The organism is Humitalea rosea, from assembly GCF_003253705.1.
In the GTDB taxonomy this organism is placed as follows: Bacteria; Pseudomonadota; Alphaproteobacteria; order Acetobacterales; family Acetobacteraceae; genus Humitalea; species Humitalea rosea.
In genome coordinates this window covers 72189-97606 of the sequence record NZ_QKYU01000020.1, presented here as the reverse complement: position 1 = coordinate 97606, position 25418 = coordinate 72189, and the positions used below count along the sequence as shown (strand labels likewise).

Below are 25418 nucleotides of genomic sequence, written 5' to 3'. Positions count from 1 at the left end.
AAGGAAAACGCCACCATCAGGCCGTCATCGCCCTCGCAAGACGCCGCGTGAACGTGCTCTGGGCCGTCGTGCAAAACCGCACGCCCTTCCAGACCGGATTCAAAATGGCCGCTTGACTGAGCCATTAGGCTGCCTCCCGCATCGCCGCCGCCGCCGCCGCCCGCAGCACGGCGCGCAGGATGCGGTTGTGCGCGCCACAGCGGCAGAGGTTGCGGTCCAGCGCGGCGCGAATGGCGGCCTCATCCGGATCGGGGTTGCTCTCCAGCAAAGCGGCGGCGCTGATGAGGATGCCCGAAAGGCAGTAGCCGCACTGCCCCGCCTGCTCCTGGAGGAAAGCGGTCTGCAGCGGATGCGGTGCCTGGGGTGTGCCGAGGCCCTCCACGCTGCGCAGGCGCCGCCCCGCCACGGCGTCCAGCGCCAGGGTGCAGGAGGTGACGGCGGCGCCGTCCAGCAGCACCATGCAACTGCCGCAGACCTCCGCCCCGCAGCCCCAGCGCGTGCCGAACAGCCCGAGCGTGTCGCGCAGGACGTGAACGAGAGGCGTGTCAGGCGGCAGGTCCACCACGACCGCGGCCCCGTTCAGGGTAAACCCCGTGGTCACGGTTCGAAGCCGTAGAGCGTGGCCGGATTATCCACCAGGATGCGGTGCCGCAGCGCTGCGTCGGGCACCCAGTCGCCAAGCAGGTCGAGCAGATCGCCATCGTTCGGCATCACGCCCTTCAGCATGACATGCGGCCAGTCGCTGCCCCAGACGACGCGGTCGGGCGCGGTCGCGACCACCGCGCGCGCCAGCGGCACCACATCGGCATAGGGCGCGCGATCGGCGGCCGAGATGCGATAGGGCCCGGTCAGTTTCACCCAGCAACGGCCATCTCGCAGCAGTGCGAGGAACTCCCGGTAACCGGCGTTCTCCAGCGCGATACCCGCCTTGGTGTAGCCGAGATGGCCGACGCAGACCGGGATAGGCAGCCGTCGCACGATCTGCCGGAATTCGTCGCTTTCGTGCACATGCACCAGCAACTCGGCGTGCCAGCCGAAGGGCCGGACCCGCTCCGCCACCTCGGACAGTGCGGAGAGCGAACGGAAGGGCATGCCCCCCTTGTCCACGAGATTGACCCGGAAGCCGCGCACGCCACCGGCGTGGAGCCGCTCCAGCTCGGCATCCGTCACATCCTCGCCCACCGAGGCGATGGCGCGGTAGCGCGTGGGATCGGCTGCGACCGCATCCAGGATCGCGCTGTTGTCGGTGCCATGCACGCTGGCCTGCACCAGCACGGCCCGGCCGATGCCGAGGGCGCGGTGCAGCGCCTGCATCTCCGGGACCGGGCTGTCGGGCGGCGTGTAGCCGCGGGTGGCTTGGTAGGGGTAGCGCGGGGCCGGGCCGAAGACATGCAGATGGCTGTCACAGGCCAGTGGCGGCACCGCCAGGGCGGGCGAGCGCGGCGCCCGGTCGGGCGCCGCGCAGAAGGGCGCCTCGCTCATCCGCCACCATCGAGCTTGGCGCCGGAGATCCGCACCAGCTCGCGCCAATGCGGAATCTCCTCGGCCACGAACTGCCGCAATGCCGCCGGTGAGGAGGCGGCGGGCTCGGCGCCGATGGATTTGAGCCGGTCGCGCGTGGCGGGGCTGCCGAGCCCGCGCGCCATCGTCTCGCTCAGTTGATTGAGCGTGGCGGCGGGGGTGGCGGCCGGCGCGACCAGGCCGAAATACTGGGTTGCGACATAGCCGGTCAGACCCGCTTCGGACATGGTCGGCACATCGGGGAGGGCCGCGGCGCGCTGCCCGTCCGCGACGGCAAGGGCCACCAGCGTACCATTGGCGATATACTGCAGCAGGGTCGCCGCCGGCTCGAACATCATGTCGAGGCCCTGGCCGCCGATCAGATTGGTGACGGCCGGCGCGCTGCCGCGGAAGGGCACATGGGTGATCTCGGTGCCGGCCATCTGGTTGAACAGCACGCCGGCGAGGTGCATCGCCGTCGCCGTGCCGGCCGAGCCGAAGTTCAGAGTGCCGGGCCGGCTTTTCGCCAGCGCGATCAATTCCTGCACGCTGTTCACACCAAGTTCGCGCCGTACCGCGAGCACGATGGGCACGGTGGCGACCTTGCCGACGAAGCCGAAGTCGCGCAGCGGATCATAGGTCAGCCGCGGATACAGGCTTGGGTTGATGGCAAGCACGCTGGTATTGGCCATCAGCAGCGTCTGGCCATCGGGCTCCGCCCGCACCAGCCGCTCCGCTGCCTCCAGCCCACTGCCACCGCCACGGTTCTCCACCACGACGGTGCCGCCGAGTTCGCCCCGCATCGCTTCCGCCAGCACACGCCCGACCCCATCCGCCGTGCCTCCTGGCGGTGCGCCGACGATGATGACCAGCGGGCGCCGGCTGCCCTGCGCCCTGGCGCGCGTGGCGAGTACCAGCGGGGCAGCGAGCGAGGCTGCGATGGCGGTACGACGATCCAACATGGTGGGTCTCCTTAGCCGGCAGTGGTGCGCAGGATTTCTGTGATCCAGTCGGCGGCGTGGGAGATGCCGATCTGCCGGTCGTCCACATGTGCGTGCTGGGCACCCCCCTCTTCGGCGGTGAAGATCTTCAGCGTCTTGTTCGGAGTGGCCAGCGCGGAAAACAGCCTGTCGGCATTGGCGACCGGGATGACGCGATCCTCGGCGCCATGCGTCACCAGGAAGGGGCAGGCGACGCGGGCGGCCGCACCCGCGACGTCGAATGTCTCCGCGATCGCGATCGCGGCATCATCATCGGCGGCGCCGACCACCCAGCGGAACTGGAAGTTGGATTGCGCGATGGTCTGGCCCGCGGCCCGCGCCTTGTCCCGCACACCGCGCTGGAAGCCTGCCAGGTCCCAATGCGGCGCCGTCAGCGCGACGCCGGCGGCGAAGCGCGGCTCGTGCGCCGCCACGCGCACCGCGTAGTACCCGCCAAAAGAGTAGCCCATGACGACAATGCGCCCTGCATCGACATCCTTGCGCGTGGTGAGATAGTCGAAGGCCGCGGCGCCGGCGACTTCGTAGTCGTGGCGCGCGCTGATGCCCCGCATGCGCAGGGTCTCGCCCTGCCCGGGGCCGTCGATCGCAAGGGTGTGCATGCCGCGCCGGGCGAATTCCAGCCCGGCGAAGAGCACGCTCATCTCCTTGCAATTGTCCATGCCGTCGAAGACGACGACGACGGGCGCGCTGGCCGGAACGCCGGGCGCCTTCATGAACAAGGCGGGCAAGGTGGTGCCGGCATAAGGCACCTCGACGAACTCGATTTCCTTGTGGCGCGCGCGCAGGCCGGCATGGAGGCTGCGATACGCCGCCTCGCCCATCTGGCGCTTCTCAGCACCCGGCGGCACGAAACGCTCGCCGGTGAAGCGGTACATGCCGGCGCGCAGCAGCAGCAGCCCCGCCGTTTCGGCACTGGCGGCGGCGGCGGCGGCCTCAAGGGAGGTGGCCTCCGCAAACCATTCCTCGGCCCAGGCGGCGGTCTCGCCCTGGCGGGCGGCCAGACGGGCGCCGATGCGGTCGATGTCGCGCAGCGCCACAGCGCCGTAGGGCGCCATGCCCTTGCAGACGAGCATGGCGTTGGACCACAGGAAATTGCCCGGGAAATGGTCCGTCCAGGACGGGATGCCGGTCGATGCCATACCGCGTATCGTTTCCTCGAACGGTGGCTCTGTGGCCGCCTAAAACTGGGTAACCCAGTTCATTGAGATTGGACCACGCCGCCATCTTCGGTCAAGACGGAGTTTGCCCATGATCCACGGACCCCTCGCGCCCGCGCCCGGCCAACGCTTCTCGGAAGAGGTGATCAGCCGCATCGGGCAGCTGGTCGAGGAGGGGGAGATGCGCGTCGACGCCCGCTTCCCCAGCGAACGGGTGCTGGAAGCACGGTGGCGGGTGAGCCGTCTGGTGATCCGCGAGGCCTTCCGCGCGCTGGAGATTCAGGGCGTGGTGGAAAGCCGTCCCGGCGGCGGCCGCTACCTGCGGTCGGACCGGGTGCCGGATCCGGCGCGGCTGCGGCGGCTGCGGCTGGAGGCCGGGCGCGAGCAGTTGTTGCAGCTGTGGGAGACGCGCGAGACGCTGGAATGCAAGACCGCCGAGCTTGCGGCCGAGCGCGCCACGCCGGAGCAGCTGGAGGCGATCGCACATCCGTTGCGGCTGCTCGACGCCCCGCCGAGCGAGGCGCTGCGTCACACCGATCCCAACCGCCTGTTCCATTTGGCGATCGCCGGGGCCTGCGGAAACCCGTTGCTGGAGGATATGGTCGCGGACCTGCTGGCGCGGTCCCAGGCGACCGGCTTCCGGGCGCTGCTGGAGCTGGAGGATCTGGCGGCCCTGCAGCCCGAGCATCATCCGATCTTCGACGCGATCGCGGCGCATGACCCGGCCGCCGCCCGCGCGGCGATGCGCCGGCATTTCGAGGGGCTGCGCGGCTGTCTCCGTGCCCCGGCGCTGCTGGCCGCGGCACGCTGATACCGAGGCGGCGCGGAACGCCTCAACGCAGCGGCTCGCCCTATCAACCGATGGGAGGCCAGCGAGGTGGGCGTTATCCCCCCAGATTCACGCCCAGCCGGCCATAGAGATCCGCGAGTCGCGCCTCATAGGGCTTTGCCCCGAACAGCGCCGCCTGTCGTGGCCCCGCATCCGACAGCGCGCCGCAAAGGGCGGCATCGGTGTCGAGGGCGATGATGCCATTGGCGATGTCCCGCACGTCATAGGGATCGACCGTTAGCGCCGCCTGGCCGACGATCTCGGGCAAAGAGGCGGCGGTGGAGGTCAGCACCGGCGTGCCGAGCTGCATCGCCTCCAACGCCGGCAGGCCGAAGCCCTCGTACAGCGAGGGGAACAACACCGCCCGGGCGCCGCGGATCAGGCTGATCAGCAGGCGGAAGGGCGCGTAATCCATCCGCAGGATGCGGCCCTGCACCTGGTCGGAATAGCCGCTCAACCAATCGCCCTTGGCCTCCGGCAGCAGCCGCGCCGCCCGCCGCCCGTCCGGCGTGCTGCCCCAGCCATCCTTGCCCACGATCACGAGGCGGCGGTTGCTGCCGCTGGCGAGGAAGGCCTCGATGATGCGGTCCACATTCTTCTTGGGCTCGATCGCGCCGAAGAAAAGAAAGTAGCTGTCGGGGTCCAGGCCGAAGGCGGCGCGCAAATCTTGCCGCACCGAGGCCTCGGGGGCGGCGGCGATTTCGGCGGGGACCTCGACGGATTGGTAGGTGTTGGTCACCCGCGCCGGATCGGCGCCGAGCAGGGAGATGATGTCCCGCGCCGAGCATTCGCTGACGGTGACGATGTGGTCCGCCTGCTGCGCGAGCATCCGCGCGACGCGGTAATAGTGCCGCTTGTTGTCGAGCGTCGTGTAGGGCAGGCGCAGCGGCACGAGGTCATGCATCGTGTAGATGTTGAGCGCGCCGGGAACCATGATCGGCAGCGGATAGGTCCAATGGACCAGGGCCGGATCGCCCGGCAGCCGCACCCGCAGGCGGCGGCCGGTCCATTTGAAGTGGTTGATGGCCAGGCGATAGAGGTCCGACAGGTTCCAGATGTGGCGTGCATTGGGCAGGGCATGCGCCATGCTGTCGGTGATGACCTGGCCGGTGACCGGCACCTCTACCGCGCGCACGCCGCCGGTTGCCAGCAACAGCCGCCGCATGTCGCGCAGCGCGCGGGGCAAAGGCTTCGGCAAGGGCCGCTCGGCATCGAAGAAGGTGATCTCGCGCAGCAGCGGGTCGCTGCCCATGCTGCTGCGCTTGCCGTAGAGCACCGCCACATCGGCGCCCAGCGCGCCCAGGCGGAAGGTCAGGTTGCGGGCATAGGTCGCCACCCCCGTGCCCTGTTCCAAGGCCAGATTGTAGCCGTCGACCGTGACCAGTGCGCCCAAGCCGTCCGCTCCCCGCTGCCGCGCAGACTTGCGCGGACCCGGTGTAGCCGTGGCGGCCGTGATTGGCGATAACAGCCGGGCTTGCCGTCAGGAGGAGAGATGAACTTGATCGGGAGGACGCTCAAGGGCCTGGGCCGCCAGCGCGAGGCGCTGACCCCGGCGCGCGCCCTGTTCAACCGCGGCAATGCGCTGCGCGACGCACGGGATTGGAGCGGTGCGGCGGACGCCTATGCGGCCTACCTCGATCTTCATCCCGGCGACCGCGCCATCACCATCCAGCGCGGCCACATGGTCAAGGAGGCGGGCGATCCCGCGACGGCGCTCTCGCTCTACCGCGCGGCCGAGGCGATGCTGCCGGAGGACCCGGATATCCACATCCAGATCGGCCATGCGCTGAAGCTGCTGCGGCGCCTGCCGGAGGCCGCGCGAGCCTATCGCATCGCCGCCGAGTTGGACCCCGCCGCCGTCGATCCCTGGCGCGAGCTGGCGATGCTGCAATCGCTCGGCGTTGCCTCGCCCTGGCGGCCGAAAGGCGCGCCAGATACGCCGCCGGGGGCGCTGCTGGACATCAGCGACCTGCTGTCCTGGATCCATACCCGCCGTGTGCCTTCGGGTATTCAGCGCGTGCAGCTCGCCATCGCCGGTGCGGCGCTGGAAGGCGGGATGGATGCAGCACTGGTGGCGATGCGCGCGGGGGCTGCGGGCTTCGTCGCGGTGCCGGCCCTGTGGTTCTCCCGGCTCCAGGCGGTGATGCGCCGTGGCGCCGACGCCGAGGATGCGGAGTTCCGCCAGATCGTCGAGGTGATGGAGGCGGTCCTCGCCGGCCCGCTCATCGCGTTCACCCCGGGCCAGATCCTGCTGACGCTTGGTACCGCCTGGTGGCTGCCGGGCTATCTCGATGTGATCCGGGCGGCGCGGACCGATGCCGGGCTGCGCCATGTCGCGCTGGTGCATGACGTCGGGCCGATCGTGGCACCGCGGGATGTCTCGCCAGGCGCGGGTGCGCAGTTCGCGCGCTGGTTCGCGGGGCTCGCGCTGCATGCCGATGGGCTGCTGGTCGCGGGGTCGGGCACGGCCGAGGATATCGCCGGCCTCGGCGGTGGCGGGCTGCCGCAGGTGCCGATCGAGGTCGTGCCTTTCGACGCCGCCCCGCACTGGCCCCGCCCGGCCGAAACCCATCCCTTGCTGGAACAGCCGGGGCCCTTCGTCCTCTGGGTCGGCTCGCTGGAAACCCGCAAGGACCATGCCTTCGTCTTCGCCGCCTGGAAGCGGCTGGCCGAGCGTATGGGGCGGGCGACGCCGAGGCTGGTCTGCGTCGGCCGCGCCGCGGAGGGCTCGGCGACCGCCCTCGGGATGCTGGCGGCCGACCCGGCCCTGGCGGCGCGCATCAGCGTGGTGCAGGACGCCGATGATGCCCTGCTGGTGGCTCTGCTGCGGCGGGCGCGCTTCATCCTGTACCACTCCCGCCACGAGGGCTGGGGCCTGCCGGTGACCGAGGCTTTGGCCGCGGGCAAGCCTGTGGTGATCCCCGATCTGCCTGGGCTGCGCGATGCGGCCCGCGGCCTCGCGGAAACCTTCCGGCCGGGCGATGCCGAGGGGCTGGTCGATCTGCTGCATCGCCTGTCGGGCGATGACGCGGCGCTCGCGGCCTCGGCCGCGCGGATCGCCGCGGCGCCGCCGCTGCGCAGTTGGACCGAGGTCGCCGCCGATATCCTTGGCGCGGCCCAGAGGCTGGCCTCGCAGGACGCCTCTGAGGCCAAGGTCGATATCCTGCTGGCGCCCGGCTCCAGACTCACCTTTGGCGAGGACCCGAACGTCATCGACTTCGCCAGCTTGGCCCTCGCCTCACTGGTGCGCGATCGCAAGGGATGGATGGTGGCCGAGGGCTGGGGGGTCTGGGCACGGCTGGGCTATGCCCGGATCACCCTGCCGATCGCGCCGACCCTGACGGCGCCGCAACTCCACCTGGAACTGGAGGCTCCGAGCAAGGATATGGTGCTGACCATTCGCGTCGATCGCGACGGCGCCAGCGGCGCTTGGTGCAGCATCCCCATTACCGAGGCGGGCCCGTGTTTCGCCGCCGTCGCGGCGCCGGTCGGCGACGGGCCTCTGTCAGTGCTGCTGGTGAGCGACCGGCCGGATGCGGATCAGGACGAGCGCGGCATCGGCGTCGTTGCGCTGACGGTCTTCGCCGATGACGCGCCTCTGGCGCGGATCGAGGCAATGGAGCGGCGGGTCTTTCGCTCTGCCGTGCTGAGTTGAGCTGAACCAGGAGGCGGCCGCGGCCGCCTCCTGTCGGTCAGTTGAAGACGCGCACCGCGACGGCCGACTGGAACACGAGGTTCAGTAGGTCGCGGGCGATCTGGAAGTTCTTCGGATCGAGCCGGGGCAGGACGATCAACTCGTCGCCCGGGGAGGGGCCCTCGGCGGGATCCAGCAGGACCTCGCCGCTGGCGCGGCGGATGATCACGCGGCTCTCATCCGCGCGCAGATCGAAGCCTCCGGCCGCGGTGATATAATCGGCGATACGCCGATCCCGGCGCCAAAGGACGGCCTGCGGCGAATTCACCTCGCCGGACACCATCACCGTCTCCACCCGTTCCGGGATGACGATGGTGTCGCCATCCTCCAGGCGGGTTTCGGTGCAGTGGCGGTTCTGGGCCACGACCAGCCGGCCCTCCGGGCGGATGCGGCGGCCACGGGAAATCCAGGTGGAGACGAGCTGCGCCTCCGAGGCCCGGATCTCGGCCACGCCGGTGCTGGCGGACATGGCGGTGAAGAGCTGCCGCTCCAGCCGGTCCAGCGCCTCGTTGATGGAGCGGACCTGCGCCGCCGCCAGACGCGGGCGCAGCAGGAAGACGGCGCCGGTGTCGGCCAGCTGCGGATCAACCGCGACATGGTCCAGCAGTTGGCACAAAGTGATGTCGCGATCGGCGATCAGGACGGAGGGGCCGATGCGGCTGCCCTCGATCGAGACGCGGATGCTCGGGTTGGGGACGTCGGAGATGAAGGTGACCGAATCCTGGTCATGCAACTGCATGCCCGCGAGTTCCCGCACCGTCGCGTAGCGTGACCAGGGCAGGGTGTTGCGGGTGCCGCGGACCACGACATTGGTGGCGGAGGGCAGGGGGGCGGCCAGTTCGATCAACTCCCGTCCGGCCATGCTGCGCCCGGTCATCTCGAACAGATAGTTGTTGCGGATGGCGCCATCGACGCTGACCATCGCGCTCTGGGCGCCGACCAGGATGGTGTCGCCCTCCTGCAGCCGGATCGGCGGCAGCACGCCGCGCGTCAGGAAGGAGTAGAGGTCGATTCGGCTGGTCGCGCCATTGGAGCGCCGCAGCTCGATCTGGCGGAAGGACCCGCGGGAGGGATCGACGCCACCGGCGCGGGTCAGGAAGTCCAGCACCGAATCCGAGGCCTGGCCGACATGCCGGCCGGGCATTTTCACCGCACCGGCCACGAAGACGCCGATCCGGTTCACGTTCAGCAGCACGGCGTAAACCTGCACCGACTGGGTATAGATCCGCTGCACCTGTTGTTCGATCACCCGTTGCAGATCGCCTGCGCGCGTGCCGGCGATCGCGACGGGGCCGATGGTAGGAATGAAGATATTCCCATCAGAATCGACGGCGGAGGTGATTTCCGCCTCGGTCGCGCCCCAGATCCGAATGCTGACGCGGTCGCCGGGGCTCAGCACATAGGAGGGGTTCGGTGCGTCCGAAGACAATGTGACGGGGCGCGTGAACAGGGCAGCGCCGAACACGGCGGTCGGCGGCCCGGGGCGGCGATCCACCTCGCCCAAGGGGGCGGTGACGGTGGGACCGCCCTCGGCCTCGGTGGCCGAACCCTCGCGCACCGTGGTGCGCTCCTGGCCCAGAAGGTTGGGCGTGATCGGTGCCTGGGAGGCGGAGCCGGTGGCACCGAAGCCGAGGGGGGCGCCGAAGCTCTGTGGCGCGGCCGGGGATTGAGCCGCGGATGCCCCGGCGCGGCTGCTCGGCAAAAGCTGGGCCAGCGCGGGACGCGGCAGCGCTGCGCCGATCAGCAAAACTGCCGCTACCCAATTCCGCCACTGCGACATGCGAGTCCCCATTACAGTCTTAAGAAGCATGTTCTCGCATCCCGGCCACAATCAACCAGCCAATCGCATACAGCACCACCAGCACGGCGGCCATGGACGCGAGAATGAAACCGGCACGGGGATACATGGCGTATTCGGCAAGGTTTGGTTCGACGACGCGCGCGAGGAACAGTTGCTGCCGCGAGGCTTCGACCCGCGCCTGTTCCAGCGAGGCGGTCGCCGAGGCAAGCTGACGGTCGGCGAATTCGCGTTCAAGCTGCAAGCGTTCGTAGCCCGCAATCTGCTGCGGCAGCGCCTGTCCGCCGGAGGTCGTGCGGCGGCGCTCCTCGGCAATTCCCGTCTGCAGCGCCGCAATACGGTTGCGCAGGGTCGCGATCAGGGGGTTGTCCCGCCGCATGTATGCGGACTTCTCTTCCAATTCGGCGCGCGTTTGCAGGAGCGTCTGCTCCAGCGTCGCGACCGAGCGCAGGGCGGCCTCGGCCGTCGCCGCGGGGTTCAGGGCGCGTTCGGTTTCGCGGAAAGCCAGAAGGGCCTCGCCGGCGTCCGCGATGCGTTGCTCGGCCACCGCGACTTCACGCCGGGCGACCTGCAACGTGTCGTCGCGGACCCGGGCCGAAAGCCGGTTGATCAGTGATTCGGCCATGCCCAGCAAGGCTTCGTTCAGGGTGCGGGCGTCATCCGGGCGGAAGGCGCGGACCTGGATCGAGGTGATGCCGGTCGTCTGGTCGGCCGTGACGGTGACCATGCTGTTGAAATAGCGCTGTAGCTTTTCGGCGCTCGGTTCCTCCGACCAGAGTCCGGCCACCACATCGGCTTCCGGCCGGCGGTAGATATCAACCAGGCCATGCTCGGCGCGCAGTTTCACCACGGCATCGAGCGAGGTCAGGAAGTCACGGACGGCCAGCCCTTCCTGCGGCATGGTGGAGATGCCGCTGCCACCCATCAGCGAGGCAAGCCCTGCGGCTCCGCCGCTGCCGAACGAGCTGGAACCCGTGCGACCGCGGACCTGGAACTTGCTCTCCGAGGCGTATTGCGGTGCTGCGAAGCCGTAGAAGTAGAGGCTCGCGACGGTCAGCGGCAGGAGCACGCACAGGATCAGACCCTTCCGACGGCGCCAGAAGCGCGCGAGGGCGGGAGGACGGCGTGGCGCCGTGCCATGCGGTTCACCAACGGAGAGGTTGGCGTCAGAGAGCCTGATAGGCGTCGATAGCTTCATCGAGGTCATCGTAAAACCTCAGCCTCCCATCGTGAAGCACAGCCGCCCGCCGGCAGTAGAGCCGGATCAACTGCATGCTGTGCGAGACCAGAACCAGAGCCGACCGGGACCGGCGGTCGTCGAAGGCTTTGGATACCCTTTCGGAGAAGCGGGCATCGCCGGCACCCACTGATTCGTCGACCAGATAGCATTCGAACTCCACGGCGAAGGACAGGCCCAGCATCAGCCGACTCATCATCCCCGACGAATAGGTGCGCGCTGGCTCGTGGAAGTAGGCGCCGAGTTCGGCAAAGGCTTCCACCTTTTCCAGCGTCTCGGCGATATCGAGGTCGTAGATGCGGGCGATGAAGCGGGCATTGTCCGCGCCGGTCATGCTGGCCTGCACGCCAATGCCCGAGCCCATCGGCCAGGACACGGACATCCCCCGCTTGATCCGCCCGCGGCTCGGCGCATCCACCCCGCCCAGGATCCGTAGGAGCGTCGATTTGCCGGCGCCGTTCCGTCCGAGGATGCCCAGCGCGTCGCCGCGCTCGATCTTGCCCGTAATGCCTTTCAGCACATCGCGATGGCCTCCCCGGACCGGATGCGACTTCCAGACGTCGTCGAGGATCAACACCAGATGCCACCCTCAGTACATTTCGAGCCGTGGCCGCGCATAGCGCAGCACGGCGAGGCCGATGAGATTGCTCGCGAGGATCCAGTAAAGCACGTAGGGGATATCATAATAGGCCGTAACCTTGTCACCGAACTGGCCTTCGCGCAGCAACTCGTGGATGCTGACGAAGGGAACCCAAAGCGCGTCTTCGCGCCATTCTGGTGGCAGCCAGGAGACCTGAAAAAAGGCACCGGAAATCGGCATCATCAAATAGGTAATCGGGTGCACGATTCGTTCGGTGAACTCGCTCAGGCCACTAAATCCAGTGACCATCATCGAAAGACCATGGCTCAGCAGCGCCATTAACGCCATCGCGAAGACGATTTTCAGTGGTGACTGTGGGACTTCGCCAACAAGCCAATAAGCGCAGCCGAGAAATATCAGTAAGACGCCGGATACCGAGACGGCCTCGATGATATTACGCGAAATACAAATATCCAAAAGCATTACGTCGCGATGGTAGAGGAGCGATAGATTGGATTGGATTGCGCCGCCTGCCTTATTGACCATGGCGCGAAACATAAAATAGGGCACGTAGCCGACAACAGAAAGCGTAAATACTGGCAGGCTATTGTGCCCGCCGCCCTGCAAGAAGTGCAGTGTAGAGACGATGCCGCCAAGCAACAGGGGCTCGAAGAACATCCAAAGGAAGCCGAGATTGCTGCGACCGAAACGGGTCTGCAATTCGCGCAGGATAAGGGCGCCGATGACCCGTCTGCGAACGGCAATTATTTGTTCGAAGGTACGGCCGCCAACATACGGTCCTTCGGCGGCCCCGCTCATGTGCGCGGGGTCGAACCACCGCTTCGTAGAAGCGGGCGGGCTGCCTCCCAGGACGCGCCGTGTTGGCAGAAGACCTGCCGGGTCGCTTCGCGCGTCCCTCCGATGGCGACCTCGCGGCACTCCCGGCCGCTGCCCGCATTCCACGCCCGGATCAGGCGTACCGGCACGGGCGGGGACCCCGCGGCAGGCTCAACGCGATCTTCCTGCCCCGGCGCGGCACGGCTGGCGAACAGCGCCAGCGGCTCCATCGGGCGCGCAGGGATCGCGGATGTCTCGATCGGCGCGCCGGGTGCGCGCAAAAACGACGGCATGGCACAGCCGGAGGTCATCAGAACGACGGCCAGGGCTGGGGCCAGGGCAACAAAACGGGACAAACGGCACCCTCCGTTGAGCATCGGCATGCGGCGTGATACCGGAATTCCTACCGCAGCGCAAAAACCGATTGATCACGTCCCCGTTCAATGCCGACTTGGCGGGGATGATGGCGGGGGTTACCGCGGCGTGATACGGCGGCGGACATGACGGCATCCGCCCCCGACCCTGGCCGGGATATCTGGCAGGAAAATAACCCTAATACTGATCGGCTTCTTTGGCCCTCACCGCGGTTCGGCCGGGCCGGCGCGGTGATCGCCCGGCTCGATCCGCTGGCTGCGGCCGCGGTCCCTGCCGAGGCCGAGCGCCTGGGCAGGCTGGTCGCTCTCCGGCGGGTCGGCGGGCCGGCCGGATTGCCCGACCCTGGTCCGGTGGGTCTCGGCCTGCCCGCGCGCGGCGCCCTCCTGCTCCTCGATGCGTGCGAAGGCACCCGGAGTCCCTGCTTACGCGAGGCAATCGACCGCCTTCTGGCGCGGGCCGCGGGGCGGCCGGTGGTGGTTCTGCCGCATCCCGGCGCCCGCCGGTCTCGGCCGTTGCGCCAGGCGCCCAAGGGCGTGACGGTGCTGCCCTGGCGCTTTTCCGCCTGGACGCTGCTGGACGCGGCCGCGGAGTTGCATCTGCTGCCCCCGGCGACCCCAGCGGTTGGCCCCGATCCCTTGCTGGTATTGGCCGGTGCGGCCGGCGTGCCGGCCTGGTCGGACGAAGTGCCCGTCGATGTGGCAGCGCTCTGGGCTAGCGTGATCGGGGCAACGCGCTGGCGCTGCCCGTTTCATGGCACGGAGATGTCGGCGGAGGCGGGGATCGGTCTGCTCGCGCTCTGGCGGATCACCGAGGCGCATAACCGCCGCGTTGCCGCCTGCACCGGGATTCCGCCCTGGAAGCGTGCCTCGATGGCCGCCCTCTTTGCCTCAGGGCGTGGCGCACCCGCCTTCCGCGGTGCCGCCGGGGCGGCGCTGAAGCATGCGGAGCGCAAGAAAGGCGCGCTGGCCGCCTGGGCAAGCTCCATGCCGGTGGCCTTGCCGGATGCGGCCTCAGCGGCTGGGGTTGCGCTGCTGCGGATCGAGGATGGGTTCATCCGTGGTGCCGGACTCGGCGCGCGGTTCCTGCCGGGCGCCTCGTGGTGCATCGACGGCCAAGGCGTCCATTACGACCCGGCCAGGCCCTCGGATCTGGAGGCGCTGTTGCAGGAGGGCGGATTCGAGCCCGCGCTGCTGGCCCGCGCCGCCGCCCTGCGCCAGACGATCGTGGCCCGTGGCATCAGCAAGTACAATCTACGCGCGGGCGCGCCGATGCCGGCCTTCCCCGCCGGGCGGCGGATCGTGCTGGTGACCGGGCAGGTGGAGGATGACGCCTCGATGCGGGCGGTGCGCGGGCCGGTGCGGGGCAACCTGGCCTTGCTGCGGGCGGCGCGGGCGGTGGAACCGGAGGCCTTCCTGATCTTCAAGCCCCATCCCGACCTGGTCGCCGGCTTCCGCCGAGGGCGGTTGGCGGCCGAGGAGTTGGATGGCCTGGTCGATGCCGTCGTCACCGACCAGCCGCTGCCGGCGCTGCTGCCGCATGTGCATGCGCTGCACACGATCACGTCGCTGGCGGGGTTCGAGGCGCTGCTGCGCGGCGTGCCGGTCACCACCTGGGGCCAGCCCGCCTATGCCGGATGGGGGCTGACCCTCGACCGCGATCCGGTCGCGCGTCGGACCCGGAAGCTCACCCTGGACGAGTTGGTGGCGGGGATGCTCATCCTCTATCCGCGCTACCTCGATCCGGTCACCCGGCTGCCCTGCACGCCCGAGGTTCTGCTCGAGAGGCTGGACGACCCGGCGCTGTGGCGGGCCTCGCCCTTCACCATTCATCGCGGGGTACAGGGCTTCGTCACACGGCTCTGGGCGCGGTGGCGGGGGTTGTCATGACGCATGTGGTCATCACCGGAGCCTCTCGCGGGCTCGGCGCGGCGCTGGCGCTGCGCTTCGCGGCACCGGGGGTGCGGCTCGGGTTGATCGCGCGCTCGGCCGATGGGCTGGCCGCCACCGCCGAGGCCTGCGGTGCACAAGGCGCCGAGGTCGCGGTCGCGGCGCTGGATGTGCGGGATGCGGTGGCGCTGGCGGCGGTGCTGACGGAATGGGGGCAGGTGCGACCGATCGACGTTGCCATCGCCAACGCCGGCGTTTCCGGCGGCACCAGCCCGGATGGTCGGCCGGAGGGGCTGGAGGCCGCGACCCGCCAGATTGCCGTGAACCTGGTGGGCGCCATGAATCTGGTCGAGCCGCTCTGGCCCGCTATGGTGGCGCGCGGCCAGGGACGCATCGCGCTGGTTGCTTCGCTGGCGGCCTTGCGCGGGCTGCCCGATATCCCCGCCTATGCCGCCAGCAAGGCGGGGTTGCGTGCCTATGGCGAGGCGTTGCGGGCGGGGCTCGGGCCGCGTGGGGTGAAGGTGACGGTGCTCTGCCCGGGCTTCTTCGAGAGCGACATGAGCCGGCGCTTCCGCGGCGGCCAGCCTGGGGCGGTGCCACTGGATCAGGCGGCGGCGCGCTGCCACGCCGCCATCCTGGCCGGCCGGGGGCGGCTGAGCTTTCCCGCGCATCTCGCCTTCGGGATGCGGCTGCTGGACCTGCTGCCGGTGGGGCTGTCGGATCTGGTGGCCCGCCGCATCCGCTGCCGGGTGGTGCCGGACGAGCGCGCCTAGCCCTGGTCGCCCATGGCGCGGCCGGTGCGGTGCCGCCGCAGCAGCGCCCAGCCGATCAGGGCCGCCACCACGAACAACCCCACCGCCAGTACCATCTGCCAGGCGCCATCGACGCGAATGCCCTTGCCCAGAAGCGCGAAGACGACGGTCTGCGGCACGAAGCCAAGTGCCGACCCGGCCAGGAAGGGCAGTGCCGCGATCCCGGCCATCCCGGCCAGGAGGTTCAGTGCGAGGTTGTTGCCGATAGGCAGCAAACGTAACGCCAGCGTGGCGCCAAAGGGGTTTTCCGCCATCGCATCGCGCAAGGGCCGCAGGCGCGGCCCGAACCGGCCCGACAGGCGTCGTTCCGCCCAGTCCCGCGCCACGATCCGCGCCCACCAGAACGCCGCCGCCGCGCCCAGGACCTGGGCCACCAGCGCCAGCGCGCTGCCGAGCGCCGCGCCAAAGGCATAGCCGCCGACGAAGGCCATCGCCTGCCGCGGCACGCCGATCGCCGTGGCGATGCTGCCGGCGGCCAGAAACAGTGCCTCAGCCGCCAGGCCGCCGCCGCTGAGGTAGCGATCAGCGAGTTCGGTACCCGGTGCCACGCCGATCAGCCGCAGCAGCCAGCCTGCCGCCGCCAGACCCACCGCCAGCAGGATCGCGCGCAGCAGCGCCGGATTCATGGCCCCGGATTCATGGCAAGGGCGTCGCGACCGGCCGTTTCCAGCGGCGCTGCAGCCAGATCACCCCGACCAGATCCATGAAGGCGACCAGCAGGCGGTCCAGCGTCCCGTAATTGCTGATCCCGCGCAGGCGGGGGCGATGATTGACCGCCTCGCTGACCACCACCGCGCCGGCGCGCAGCGCCAGCGCCGGCAGGTAGCGGTGCATGTGGTCGAAGGCGGGCAGGTCGAGGAACAACTGCCGGCCGAAGACCTTCAACCCGCAGCCGGTATCCGGGGTCGCATCGCCCAACAGCCGCGCCCGCACCGCATTGGCGACGCGGCTGGTCAGCCGCTTGACCCTGGTGTCGCGTCGATTGACGCGGTGGCCGGCGACCAGCACGCCCGCGGCGCCGCTAAGGCCCTCGGCCTGGGCGCGGGCCAACAGACGGGGAATATCCGCGGGATCGTTCTGGCCATCGCCATCCAGGGTGGCGATCCAGTCGCCCCGCGCCACCCGCACACCCGAGACGATCGCCGCCGATTGGCCGCAGGAGGCGACGTGCCGCAGCCCCCGTATGCGCGGGTCCGCGGCGGCAGCCAGCGCCAGCACGGCATCGGTGCCGTCCGTCCCGCCGTCATCGACGCAGATCACCTCATAGGCGAGGCCGCCCAGGGCGGCGGTGATCTCGGCCAGCAGCGGTCCGGCATTCGTCGCCTCGTTCCGCATGGGAATGACGACCGAGAGCAACAGCGGCGAGGGGGTGAGGCTGGGATTCAAAAGAGCGGCGGCTTTTCTGCTTGGGGGCCGGCGGGCGGTAGCAGGGGGGGGCGGGGTCGGCAAGTTCCGCCAGGCCGGCGATGCCTGTTCTCCGATGGCAAGCCGTGACCGCGCTGCCTGATGCGGGACAGATGATCCTCCAGCAGCGTGTGCAGAAGATGCATCAGATCGTATATAGCTCTTCCATGCCTTTCGATGCCCCTCCGGCCGCTCCCGCCAGACAGCCATCCGACCCGGCGACGCGAAACCGTCGCGCCGTTGTCCTATGGCTGTTGGTGGTCTGCGTCCTCGTCTGGATCATGGTGGCACTTGGCGGGGCCACACGGCTGACCGGCTCGGGCCTGTCGATCATGGAATGGGCGCCGCTGTCAGGCAGCCTGCCGCCGATGTCCGAGGCAGAATGGCAGCGCCTCTACGCGCTCTATCGCGAAATTCCTCAATACGCCCTGGTCAACGCGGGGTTCGGGATCGAAGGTTTCCGGCGGATATTCTGGCTGGAATGGACCCACCGCTTCTGGGGCCGGATGATCGGCCTCGCCTTTTCGGTGCCACTGGTGGTGTTCTGGCTGCGCGGGCGGGTCCCGCCGGGGCTGGGTCCGCGGCTTGTCGTGCTGCTGCTTCTCGGCGGTGCGCAGGGTGGCGTCGGCTGGTTCATGGTCGCCAGCGGCTTCGAGGCCGATCGCACCACGGTCTCGCCCTACCGTCTGGTGCTGCATCTGGCGCTCGCGCTGCTGCTGTTCTCGGTGCTGTTCTGGACGGCGCTGTCGCTGCTGCGGCCGGCGCGGGGCCGGCCGGCCGGTGCTTCGGGTGTCGCGATGCTGGTGCATGCGGCGGCGGGGCTCGTGGTGCTGACCCTGCTGGCGGGCGGCTTCGTCGCCGGGCTGCGGGCCGGGTTCGACTTCAACACCTGGCCGCTCATGGACGGGCAATGGGTGCCGCGCGGCTACCTGGCCGAGGGCTGGCATAGCCTGACCGCGGATATCGCCACGGTGCAGTTCAATCATCGCCTGCTCGCGAGCCTGACGGCGGTGACCGTGCTGACTGCGGTCGGCCTCGGCTGGCTACGTCTGCCGCCGGGATTCGCCCGTTCGGCCCTGCTGGTGCTTGGGGCTGCGGTGCTGGTGCAATACGGGCTTGGCGTCACGACGCTGCTGCATGTGGTGCCGGCTGGACTGGGCACGCTGCACCAGGCCGTCGCGGTCGTGGTCCTGGCAGCCGTGCTGGCCGCGATGCACGGGCTGCGGCGGGGATGACGAAGCGGATCCGTCCGGTGCCGGACGAGTTGCTGGAGGCGCTGGCACATCTGCCGGTCTGCCTCGCGATCTACGATGCCGAGCACCGGCTGATCTTTCTCACCAACCCGCCGGTGCTGCACGCGAAACTCGCGGAGGACAGCCTGCCGATCGGCACGTCGCTGCGCGATATCGTCACGCTCTACGCCTATCACGGCGTTTTCGGCCCGGGCGATCCAGAGGCGCGGGTTGCCACGGTGATGCGGATGGACCGCAGCAAGGCGTCGCGCCGGGTGGTGCGAACCACCCTCGGGCGCGCGTTGGAATTCTGCAACGAGCCGTTGCCCACCGGCGGCTTTACCAGCATCGTCAGCGATGTCACCGCCTTCGTCCGCGCGGAATCGGAAGCGATGGCGATGGCGCGCGCCAGCCAGGGGGTGCTCGACCAGCTGCGAGAGGGTGTCGGCGTTTACGGCCCGGACCGGCGGCTGACCTTGCTCAACCCTGCCTATGCCAACCTGATCGGCGCCCCGCCGGGCGGAATACATGCCGGCATGAGCCTGCCCGAGGTTTTCGCGCTGCTGGCCGCCCGCGGCGAATACGGCAATCTGGACGATCCTGACTTCGTGCTGCGCCGCATCGGCACCGACCGCGGCCTGCCGCAGCAGCAGATGCGGGAGAGGCCGAATGGCGAGGTGATCCGCGTCACCTCCAAGCCAACCAGCGACGGCGGTTTCATCATCGAGGTCGATGATCTGACCGAGTTGAAGCGCGCCGAGGATGACGCACGGCAGCGTGCCACCTTGCTCGATGCGGTGTTGGCGGCGCTTCCGTACGGCGTGGCCGTATATGGCTCCGACCGGCGCGTGACCATGCTGAATGAGGCCTGCAAGCGGCTGCTGGCCGATGCCGGACCGACGCTCGGCGAACATCTTGATACCCTGATCGCCCGCCGCCATGCCGCCGGCGAATACGGCGACATGCCGATCGAGGAGGTTCGTCGGCGCCGCTACGCCTGGATGACGGAGGGGCAGAGCGAGTGGATGCGCACGCGGGCGGATGGCACCACCCTGGTCGGCCGTTTCACCCGCTTGCCTGATGGCGGCCATGTCGCCGTCATCAGCGATATCACCGCCCTGCACGAGGCGCAGCGGCAGGCCCGGGAGCAGGCGCTGCGTCAGCAGGTGATGCTGGAGAACTCGCGCAGCGGCATCTCCCTCTTTGACCGCGAGGGCCGGCTCATTGCCGCCAATGCCCTGGCAAGCCGGCTGACCGGGCTCGATACCGATGAGATGTGGGCGGGGCGTACCATCGAGGATATCCGCCGCGCGCAGGCTGAGCGGGGCGAATTCGGCTCGCCGGAGGCCGCGGCCGCATTCACCGCGACGCGGCCCCACATCTTCGGGCCGGGGCGCTACGTCAGGACCCGGCCGGACGGCTCGGTGGTCGAGATCACGACCGAGCCCACCCCGGATGGCGGCTTCGTCCGCACCCTCACCGATGTCACCGAGGACCGGCGCGTTCGCGCCGAGCTTCAGCGCGCCAAGGATGCGGCGGAGGATGCAAGCCGCGCCAAGTCGCGCTTCCTGACCACCATGACGCATGAGTTGCGGACGCCGCTGAATGCGGTGATCGGCTTTTCGGATGCGCTGCTGGCCCGCAATGCGGGGGGAGGGCCTGCGGTGGGCGCCGCGGAATCCGAGGAATTCATCCGCGCGATCAACGATGCCGGGCGGCATCTGCTGTCACTGATCGATGACATCCTGGATATCGCCCGCGCCGAGGCGGTCGTCCTTTCCGCCGGCGCCGCGCGGCTGGACGTCTATTCGGCACTCCAGGCCGTGGCCCGCGTCGCCCGGAGCCAGGCGGCCGAGGCGGGACTGACCCTGGCGCTCGACCTCCCGCCCGGGCTGCCGCGCATCCTGGCGGATGAGAAGCGGCTGCGGCAGGTGCTGCAAGGCCTGCTGACCAACGCTGTGAAATTCACCGAATCCGGTGGCACCGTCACCCTTGCCGCGGCGATGGCGGGACCCGATCTCGCGATCACCATCAGCGACACCGGGATCGGCATTGCGCCCGAGGATCTTGCCCGCGCCTTCGAGCCCTTCGTGCAACTGGAAACCACTTTGGCCCGCCGCTTCGGTGGCTCCGGTCTCGGGCTGCATCTGGCCCGCACGCTGTCTCGGGCCATGGGCTTCGACCTGCGGCTCCAAAGCCAGCCGGGGCAGGGCACCTTGGCCATTCTTACCATTCCCGCGGCCTCTCTGGCCGCCGAAGAAGACGGAGCATCCCCATGACCGATGCCATCAGCGCCACCGATCGGCTGTTCTTCGCCGATATGGACCCCGATGCCGCCCGCCGCCTGACCCGCCAGGCGCTGGAAGGGCAGGAGGATGGCGAGCTGTTCCTGGAATACCGGCAGAGCGAATCGACCTCGCTGGAAGACGGCCGCATCCGCAGCGCCAGTTTCGACACCAGCCGCGGCTTTGGCCTGCGCGGGGTTTCGGGGGAAACCGCCGCCTATGCCCATGCCGGGGAGATCAGCGAGGCCGCGCTGACCCGCGCCGCCGCCACCGTCCGCGCGGCCCGGCCGGGTGAAGCCGGCAGCGTCGCGGTCGGTCCGCGCGCGACCAATCTGCGCCTGTATGATCCCGCCAATCCGCTGGAGGCGATGGATTTCCCCGCCAAGGCCGCGCTGCTGGCCGAAATGGACGTTTTCGCCCGCGCCAGCGATTCCCGCGTGACCCAGGTGATGGCGAACCTGTCGGGCGAATGGCAGGCCGTGCGCATCATCCGGGCCGATGGTGCGGAGGTCGCCGATCTGCGACCGCTGGTGCGCTTGAATGTCTCGGTGGTGGTCGAGCAGGATGGGAGGCGGGAAACCGGCTCCTATGGCACGGGCGGCCGGTTCACCTATGCCCGCGTGACCACGCCTGAGGTCTGGCGCGCCGCGGTGGCCGAGGCGCTGCGCCAGGCGGTGCTGAATCTCGACGCCGTGCCTGCGCCGGCCGGCGAGATGACGGTCGTGCTGGGCTCGGGCTGGCCCGGCATCCTGCTGCACGAGGCGATCGGCCATGGGCTGGAAGGCGATTTCAACCGAAAGAAGACCTCGGCCTTCGCAGGCTTGCTGGGGCAGCGGATCGCGGCCCCGGGCGTGACGGTGGTCGATGACGGCACCATCCCCGACCGTCGCGGCAGCCTGACCGTCGATGACGAGGGCACACCCTCCGGTCGCACGGTGATGATCGATGACGGCATATTGGTCGGCTTCATCCAGGACCGGCAGAACGCCCGGCTGATGGGCGTCGCCCCCACCGGCAATGGCCGCCGCCAGAGCCATGCCCATATCCCGATGCCGCGCATGACCAATACGGTGATGATGAACGGCGAGCATGATCCGGCGGAGATCATCGCCTCGGTGAAGAACGGGCTCTACGCCGTGAACTTCGGCGGGGGGCAGGTGGACATCACCAGCGGCAAATTCGTGTTCAGCGCCTCGGAAGCCTATCTGATCGAGAACGGCAAGATCGGCGCGCCGGTGAAGGGCGCGACCTTGATCGGCGACGGGCCTTCGGCGCTGACCAAGGTCAGCATGGTCGGGCATGACATGGCGCTGGATGCCGGCGTCGGCACCTGCGGCAAGAATGGCCAGGGCGTGCCGGTCGGCGTCGGGCAGCCGACCATGCGCATGGATGGGCTGACGGTCGGCGGCACCGCTGCTCGTTGATGCGCTGATCGCCACCGTCGCGATGGTGGCGGCGACGGTGGTGCAGTTGGCGGCCGGGCTTGGCCTGTCGATGGTGGCGGTGCCGCCGCTGGTGGCGCTGGACCCGCGCTTCGTGCCCGGGCCTCTGCTGGCCGTCGGCGCCCTTCTGATGTTCGGGCAATGGCGCGCGGATGTGCGCTCGGTGCCCAAGGGTATCCTGGGCTGGTCGGTGGCGGGGCTGGCTCTGGGCACCGCGCTTGGGATGGGCCTGGCTGCCGCCGCCCCCGCCCTTGCGAGCCGGCGTGGCTTCGGCGTCGTGATCCTGGTCGCGGTGATGCTGGCGGTGCTGGTGCCGCGGCTGCGACCCAGCCCGCCGATCCTGTTCGGCGCCGGCTTCATCTCCGGCGCCATGGGCGGGTTTTCCGGGGTGCATGGGCCCCTGATGGCGCTGGCGGTGTCGCACCTGCCGGCAACGGCGGTGCGGGGCGTGCTCGGGCTGTTCTGGCTGATCGCCTATGCGATGATCGTGCCCGTGGCGGCGCTGGCCGGGCGGTTCGGGGTGGCGGAACTCTGGCTGACGCTGACCCTGCTGCCCGGGCTCGCGATAGGGGTGCTGCTGGCGCGGCCGGCGCGGGCCTGGCTGACCGGGCCGCGGCTGCGGCCGGTGATCCTGGTGGTCAGCGGGATCTCGGGGGTGGGGCTGATCGCGTTTGGGTGATGTGGGTCTTTACGTCCTGTCAATGACCGTGCCGCAGACTTCGGCCGTCATCGAAAGGATCGGACATGCGCCGTTGGAGCTGCTTTCTCGCCTTAGCCCTTGCCGTGTCGGCACCCAGCCTCGCCCGGGCTGACATGCCGCCCTCCTGCGCTCCGGTTACCGATGCCGAGGTCGCGGGGTTCTTTGACCTCTGGAATGCGGCGTTGGCGACCGGCGACGCCGATACCGTCGCCGCCCGCTACGCGCCCGATGCCATCCTGCTGGCGGCCACCGCCGACGAACCGCGGGTCGGCATCGAGGCGATCCGCGACTATTTCGAGGAGTTCCTGCGGCGGCAGCCCAGCGGCAGCATCGTCTCCCGCACCATCGTGCAGAGCTGCAACGTCGCTTATGACGTCGGCGTCTATGTCTTCACGCTTCGCGGCAACCGGCCGGGCAGCACCGCCGAGATGCCCGCCCGCTACACCTTTGTCTATGAATTCGAGGATGGGCGCTGGCAGGTCGCGCACCACAATGCCTCGGCCATGCCGACGCCGGTCTGGCGTGTCGCGGCGGGCGGCGGGGTCAGACCGCAGCTTCGGTGAAGATGCGGGAGACGTCGCCGCCCCAGACGGAGTGATACCGTCGCAGCCAGACGTCGGCCTGGGTCTCGCCGCTGGCGATGATCGCGTCCAGCGGCGCCAGCAGCGGGGCCTCGTCGAGGCCCCGCGCCACCAACCCCCCACGGGCGATGGCCAGCACGTCGCGGCCAATGTCGGCCAAGGACCGGCCGTGCATGCTGGCGGTCAGCGCGTCGCGCGGCACGGCGCGGCGCAAGGCCCTGGTCTCCTCCAGGCTCCAGTCGCGGATCAACGCGAAGGCCGCCTTCTGGGCCGCGTCATCATAGAGCAACCCGGTCCAGAGCGCGGATTGTGCCACCATCATCTCGGGGCTGCCGGCATCGGCGCCACGCATCTCCAGGAACCGCTTCAGCCGCACATCGGTGAAGACGGTCGTCACATGGTCGGCCCAATCGCCCATGGTCGCCTCGACACCCGGGTGGCCCGCCAGCCCCTTGGCGATGAACTCGCGGAAGGAGGCGCCGGAGGCGTCGATGAACTTGCCCTCCCGCATCACGAAATACATCGGCACGTCGAGCACGAATTCCGCGAAGCTCTCGAAGCCGAACCCCGGCTCCCACACGCAGGTCGGGATGCCGGTGCGGTCAGGATCGGTCTCGGTCCAGACCCGGCCGCGCAGCGTCCGGAAGCCGGAGGGCTTGCCTTCGATGAAGGGGGAATTCGCGAAGAGCGCCGTCGCCAGCGGCTGCAAGGCCAGGGACAGGCGCAGCTTCTCGGCCATATCGGCCTCGTCGCCGAAATCGAGGTTCACCTGCACCGTGCAGGTGCGCAGCATCATGTCGAGCCCCATGGCGCCCACCCGCGGCATGTAGCCGCGCATGATGGCGTAGCGGGATTTCGGCATCCACGGCACTTCCTCCCGCGTCGCCAGCGGGCGGAAGCCAAGGGGCGCGAAGCCGAGGCCGAGCGGTTCGGCGACCTGGCGCACCTCCGCCAGATGGGCGGCGAGTTCGGATGCGGTGTCGTGCAGGCTGGCCAAAGGCGCGCCCGAGAGCTCGAACTGGCCACCGGGTTCCAGGGAGACCGAGGCCTCCCCCCGCGTCAGTCCGATGACATTGCCATTGTCGAGAATCGGTGCCCAGCCGAGCGCCTGGATGCCCTCCAGCATCGCGCGGATGCCATCCGGCCCGTCATAGGCCGGCGCTGACAGATCGCTGCGGCGAAACCCGAATTTCTCGTGCTCGGTGCCGATTCGCCAATCGGCGCGCGGTTTGGAGCCGGCTGCGAACCAATCTGCCAATTGGCGCGGCGAAGTGATCGGCGTGAGGTCGGCCTCGCCGGGATTGGACATCGGTTGTGTTCCGTCACGCGTTTCAGCGGCCGCCGCGCGTGTCGCCCACCAGGGCCTGCATCACCGCGAGTGCTGCGACCACCGCTGTTTCCGCCCGCAGGATGCGAGGGCCCAGCGTGGCAGGCACAACAAAGGGACGACGCATCAGGTCGTCAAGCTCGGGTCCGGTAAATCCCCCCTCCGGACCCACCAGCACCCCGAGCGGCAGCCCCCGCCCGGCGAGGGCGGTGGCCAGGTCCGGCGCATCCCGGCGCTCGGCGGCGACCAGGATCGGGCTGCCATCCCAGGCATCCAGCACCCGATGCAGGGGGGCGGGGGGGAGGATTTCCGGGATATCGATGCGCTCGGATTGCTCGGCAGCCTCGCGTGCGATGGACCGCAGCCGGTCGAGGTTGAGCGAGGTCACGACGCAGCGCTGGGTGAAGACCGGCTGGAGTCGCGCGATGCCGAGTTCGGTCGCCTTCTCCACCGCCCATTCCATGGCGTCGCGTTTCAGTGCCGCGAGCAGCAGGCGGACATCCCCCGCAGGCGTGGGCGCGCGGGTCTGCGCGCCCACAGCAAAGCGGATATGTTCTTTGCGCAGGGCCGAAATGGTCGCCGCATATTCGCCGTCCCTGGCATTGAACAGCAGCAGCGAATCGCCCAGGGATTTCCGCAGGACGGCGCCGAGGTAACGCGCGGCCGCGGCATCGCCGGCGATGTCGAGCCCCTCGGCCAGGGGCTGGTCGAGGTGGAGGCGTTGGATCGTGCTCATGCTAT

General features: G+C 69.3%; 23 protein-coding genes. 9 read left to right on the top strand and 14 right to left on the bottom strand.

From position 1 onward, the window contains the following. Positions 1-124 precede the first annotated feature (124 nt). Genes C8P66_RS16990 through C8P66_RS16975 form a run of 4 tightly spaced genes read right to left on the bottom strand, consistent with a single transcriptional unit; the run spans position 125 to position 3640 of the window. Positions 125-601, bottom strand: a complete 477-nt coding sequence (locus C8P66_RS16990; protein ID WP_111399472.1) for a (2Fe-2S)-binding protein — start codon at positions 599-601, stop codon at positions 125-127. Then, on the bottom strand, positions 598-1482 hold the full coding sequence (locus tag C8P66_RS16985) for an amidohydrolase family protein (RefSeq protein WP_111399471.1): 885 nt from the start codon (positions 1480-1482) through the stop codon (positions 598-600). Before C8P66_RS16985 ends, C8P66_RS16990 begins: the two co-directional genes overlap by 4 nt. Beyond that, positions 1479-2462: a Bug family tripartite tricarboxylate transporter substrate binding protein gene (locus C8P66_RS16980; protein ID WP_111399470.1), complete on the bottom strand. Its 984-nt coding sequence runs from the start codon at positions 2460-2462 to the stop codon at positions 1479-1481. The genes C8P66_RS16985 and C8P66_RS16980 overlap by 4 nt, the downstream gene beginning before the upstream one ends. Positions 2463-2473: 11 nt before the next feature. Continuing rightward, entirely contained in the window at positions 2474-3640 is a 1167-nt protein-coding gene (locus C8P66_RS16975) for an alpha/beta hydrolase family protein (protein WP_111399469.1), read from the bottom strand. Positions 3641-3749: 109 nt separating this feature from the next. Here C8P66_RS16975 and C8P66_RS16970 point away from each other — a divergent pair, with 109 nt between their 5' ends. Beyond that, a complete protein-coding gene (locus C8P66_RS16970; RefSeq protein ID WP_111399468.1) occupies positions 3750-4469 on the top strand; it encodes a FadR/GntR family transcriptional regulator in 720 nt (239 codons plus the stop codon). Between the two features lie 73 nt (positions 4470-4542). Here the strand turns inward: C8P66_RS16970 and C8P66_RS16965 are convergent, their stop codons facing one another. Next, entirely contained in the window at positions 4543-5880 is a 1338-nt protein-coding gene (locus tag C8P66_RS16965) for a glycosyltransferase family 4 protein (protein ID WP_111399467.1), read from the bottom strand. A gap of 99 nt (positions 5881-5979) precedes the next feature. Between C8P66_RS16965 and C8P66_RS16960 the strand changes: the two genes are divergently transcribed. After that, positions 5980-8142, top strand: coding sequence for a glycosyltransferase (locus tag C8P66_RS16960; protein WP_111399466.1), 2163 nt, complete (start codon positions 5980-5982; stop codon positions 8140-8142). A gap of 37 nt (positions 8143-8179) precedes the next feature. Here the strand turns inward: C8P66_RS16960 and C8P66_RS16955 are convergent, their stop codons facing one another. The 5 genes from C8P66_RS16955 to C8P66_RS23915 are packed head-to-tail and all read right to left on the bottom strand — an operon-like array spanning position 8180 to position 13016. Beyond that, the gene (locus C8P66_RS16955) at positions 8180-9961 is read right to left on the bottom strand and encodes a polysaccharide biosynthesis/export family protein (RefSeq protein ID WP_111399465.1); all 1782 of its coding nucleotides are present in this window, start codon (positions 9959-9961) and stop codon (positions 8180-8182) included. A gap of 19 nt (positions 9962-9980) precedes the next feature. Then, entirely contained in the window at positions 9981-11186 is a 1206-nt protein-coding gene (locus tag C8P66_RS16950) for a capsule biosynthesis protein (RefSeq protein WP_245903636.1), read from the bottom strand. Continuing rightward, positions 11146-11793 carry an ABC transporter ATP-binding protein gene (locus C8P66_RS16945; RefSeq protein WP_111399463.1) on the bottom strand — a complete coding sequence of 216 codons (648 nt, stop codon included), beginning with the start codon at positions 11791-11793 and terminating at the stop codon, positions 11146-11148. Before C8P66_RS16945 ends, C8P66_RS16950 begins: the two co-directional genes overlap by 41 nt. Before the next feature lie 12 nt (positions 11794-11805). Then, on the bottom strand, positions 11806-12615 hold the full coding sequence (locus C8P66_RS16940) for an ABC transporter permease (protein ID WP_111399462.1): 810 nt from the start codon (positions 12613-12615) through the stop codon (positions 11806-11808). Next, entirely contained in the window at positions 12612-13016 is a 405-nt protein-coding gene (locus C8P66_RS23915) for a hypothetical protein (RefSeq protein WP_158537283.1), read from the bottom strand. Before C8P66_RS23915 ends, C8P66_RS16940 begins: the two co-directional genes overlap by 4 nt. A 222-nt stretch (positions 13017-13238) precedes the next feature. Between C8P66_RS23915 and C8P66_RS16935 the strand changes: the two genes are divergently transcribed. Next, positions 13239-14894, top strand: a complete 1656-nt coding sequence (locus C8P66_RS16935; RefSeq protein WP_158537282.1) for a capsular polysaccharide export protein, LipB/KpsS family — start codon at positions 13239-13241, stop codon at positions 14892-14894. Beyond that, positions 14891-15667, top strand: coding sequence for an SDR family NAD(P)-dependent oxidoreductase (locus tag C8P66_RS16930; protein WP_111399460.1), 777 nt, complete (start codon positions 14891-14893; stop codon positions 15665-15667). Before C8P66_RS16935 ends, C8P66_RS16930 begins: the two co-directional genes overlap by 4 nt. Here C8P66_RS16930 and C8P66_RS16925 read toward each other — a convergent pair. Further along, positions 15664-16332 (bottom strand): TVP38/TMEM64 family protein, encoded by a 669-nt coding sequence (locus C8P66_RS16925; RefSeq protein ID WP_111399459.1) that lies wholly within the window; start codon positions 16330-16332, stop codon positions 15664-15666. The two genes, C8P66_RS16930 and C8P66_RS16925, sit on opposite strands and share 4 nt — an antisense overlap. Before the next feature lie 10 nt (positions 16333-16342). Beyond that, positions 16343-17092: a glycosyltransferase gene (locus C8P66_RS16920; protein WP_281271357.1), complete on the bottom strand. Its 750-nt coding sequence runs from the start codon at positions 17090-17092 to the stop codon at positions 16343-16345. Positions 17093-17367: 275 nt separating this feature from the next. Between C8P66_RS16920 and C8P66_RS16915 the strand changes: the two genes are divergently transcribed. From C8P66_RS16915 to C8P66_RS16895, 5 genes are all read left to right on the top strand, one after another. After that, the gene (locus C8P66_RS16915) at positions 17368-18345 is read left to right on the top strand and encodes a COX15/CtaA family protein (protein WP_342768021.1); all 978 of its coding nucleotides are present in this window, start codon (positions 17368-17370) and stop codon (positions 18343-18345) included. Then, a complete protein-coding gene (locus C8P66_RS16910) occupies positions 18342-20621 on the top strand; it encodes a sensor histidine kinase (protein ID WP_111399458.1) in 2280 nt (759 codons plus the stop codon). The genes C8P66_RS16915 and C8P66_RS16910 overlap by 4 nt, the downstream gene beginning before the upstream one ends. Next, the gene (gene tldD / locus C8P66_RS16905) at positions 20618-22051 is read left to right on the top strand and encodes a metalloprotease TldD (RefSeq protein WP_111399457.1); all 1434 of its coding nucleotides are present in this window, start codon (positions 20618-20620) and stop codon (positions 22049-22051) included. Before C8P66_RS16910 ends, tldD begins: the two co-directional genes overlap by 4 nt. A 22-nt stretch (positions 22052-22073) precedes the next feature. After that, the gene (locus C8P66_RS16900) at positions 22074-22748 is read left to right on the top strand and encodes a TSUP family transporter (protein ID WP_111399456.1); all 675 of its coding nucleotides are present in this window, start codon (positions 22074-22076) and stop codon (positions 22746-22748) included. Positions 22749-22882: 134 nt separating this feature from the next. Then, positions 22883-23332 (top strand): SgcJ/EcaC family oxidoreductase, encoded by a 450-nt coding sequence (locus C8P66_RS16895; RefSeq protein ID WP_211314180.1) that lies wholly within the window; start codon positions 22883-22885, stop codon positions 23330-23332. Here the strand turns inward: C8P66_RS16895 and C8P66_RS16890 are convergent. Next, positions 23313-24659, bottom strand: a complete 1347-nt coding sequence (locus tag C8P66_RS16890; protein WP_111399454.1) for a glutamate--cysteine ligase — start codon at positions 24657-24659, stop codon at positions 23313-23315. The genes C8P66_RS16895 and C8P66_RS16890 overlap by 20 nt on opposite strands. Before the next feature lie 22 nt (positions 24660-24681). Then, on the bottom strand, positions 24682-25413 hold the full coding sequence (locus C8P66_RS16885; RefSeq protein WP_111399453.1) for a 16S rRNA (uracil(1498)-N(3))-methyltransferase: 732 nt from the start codon (positions 25411-25413) through the stop codon (positions 24682-24684). Positions 25414-25418: the final 5 nt, after the last annotated feature.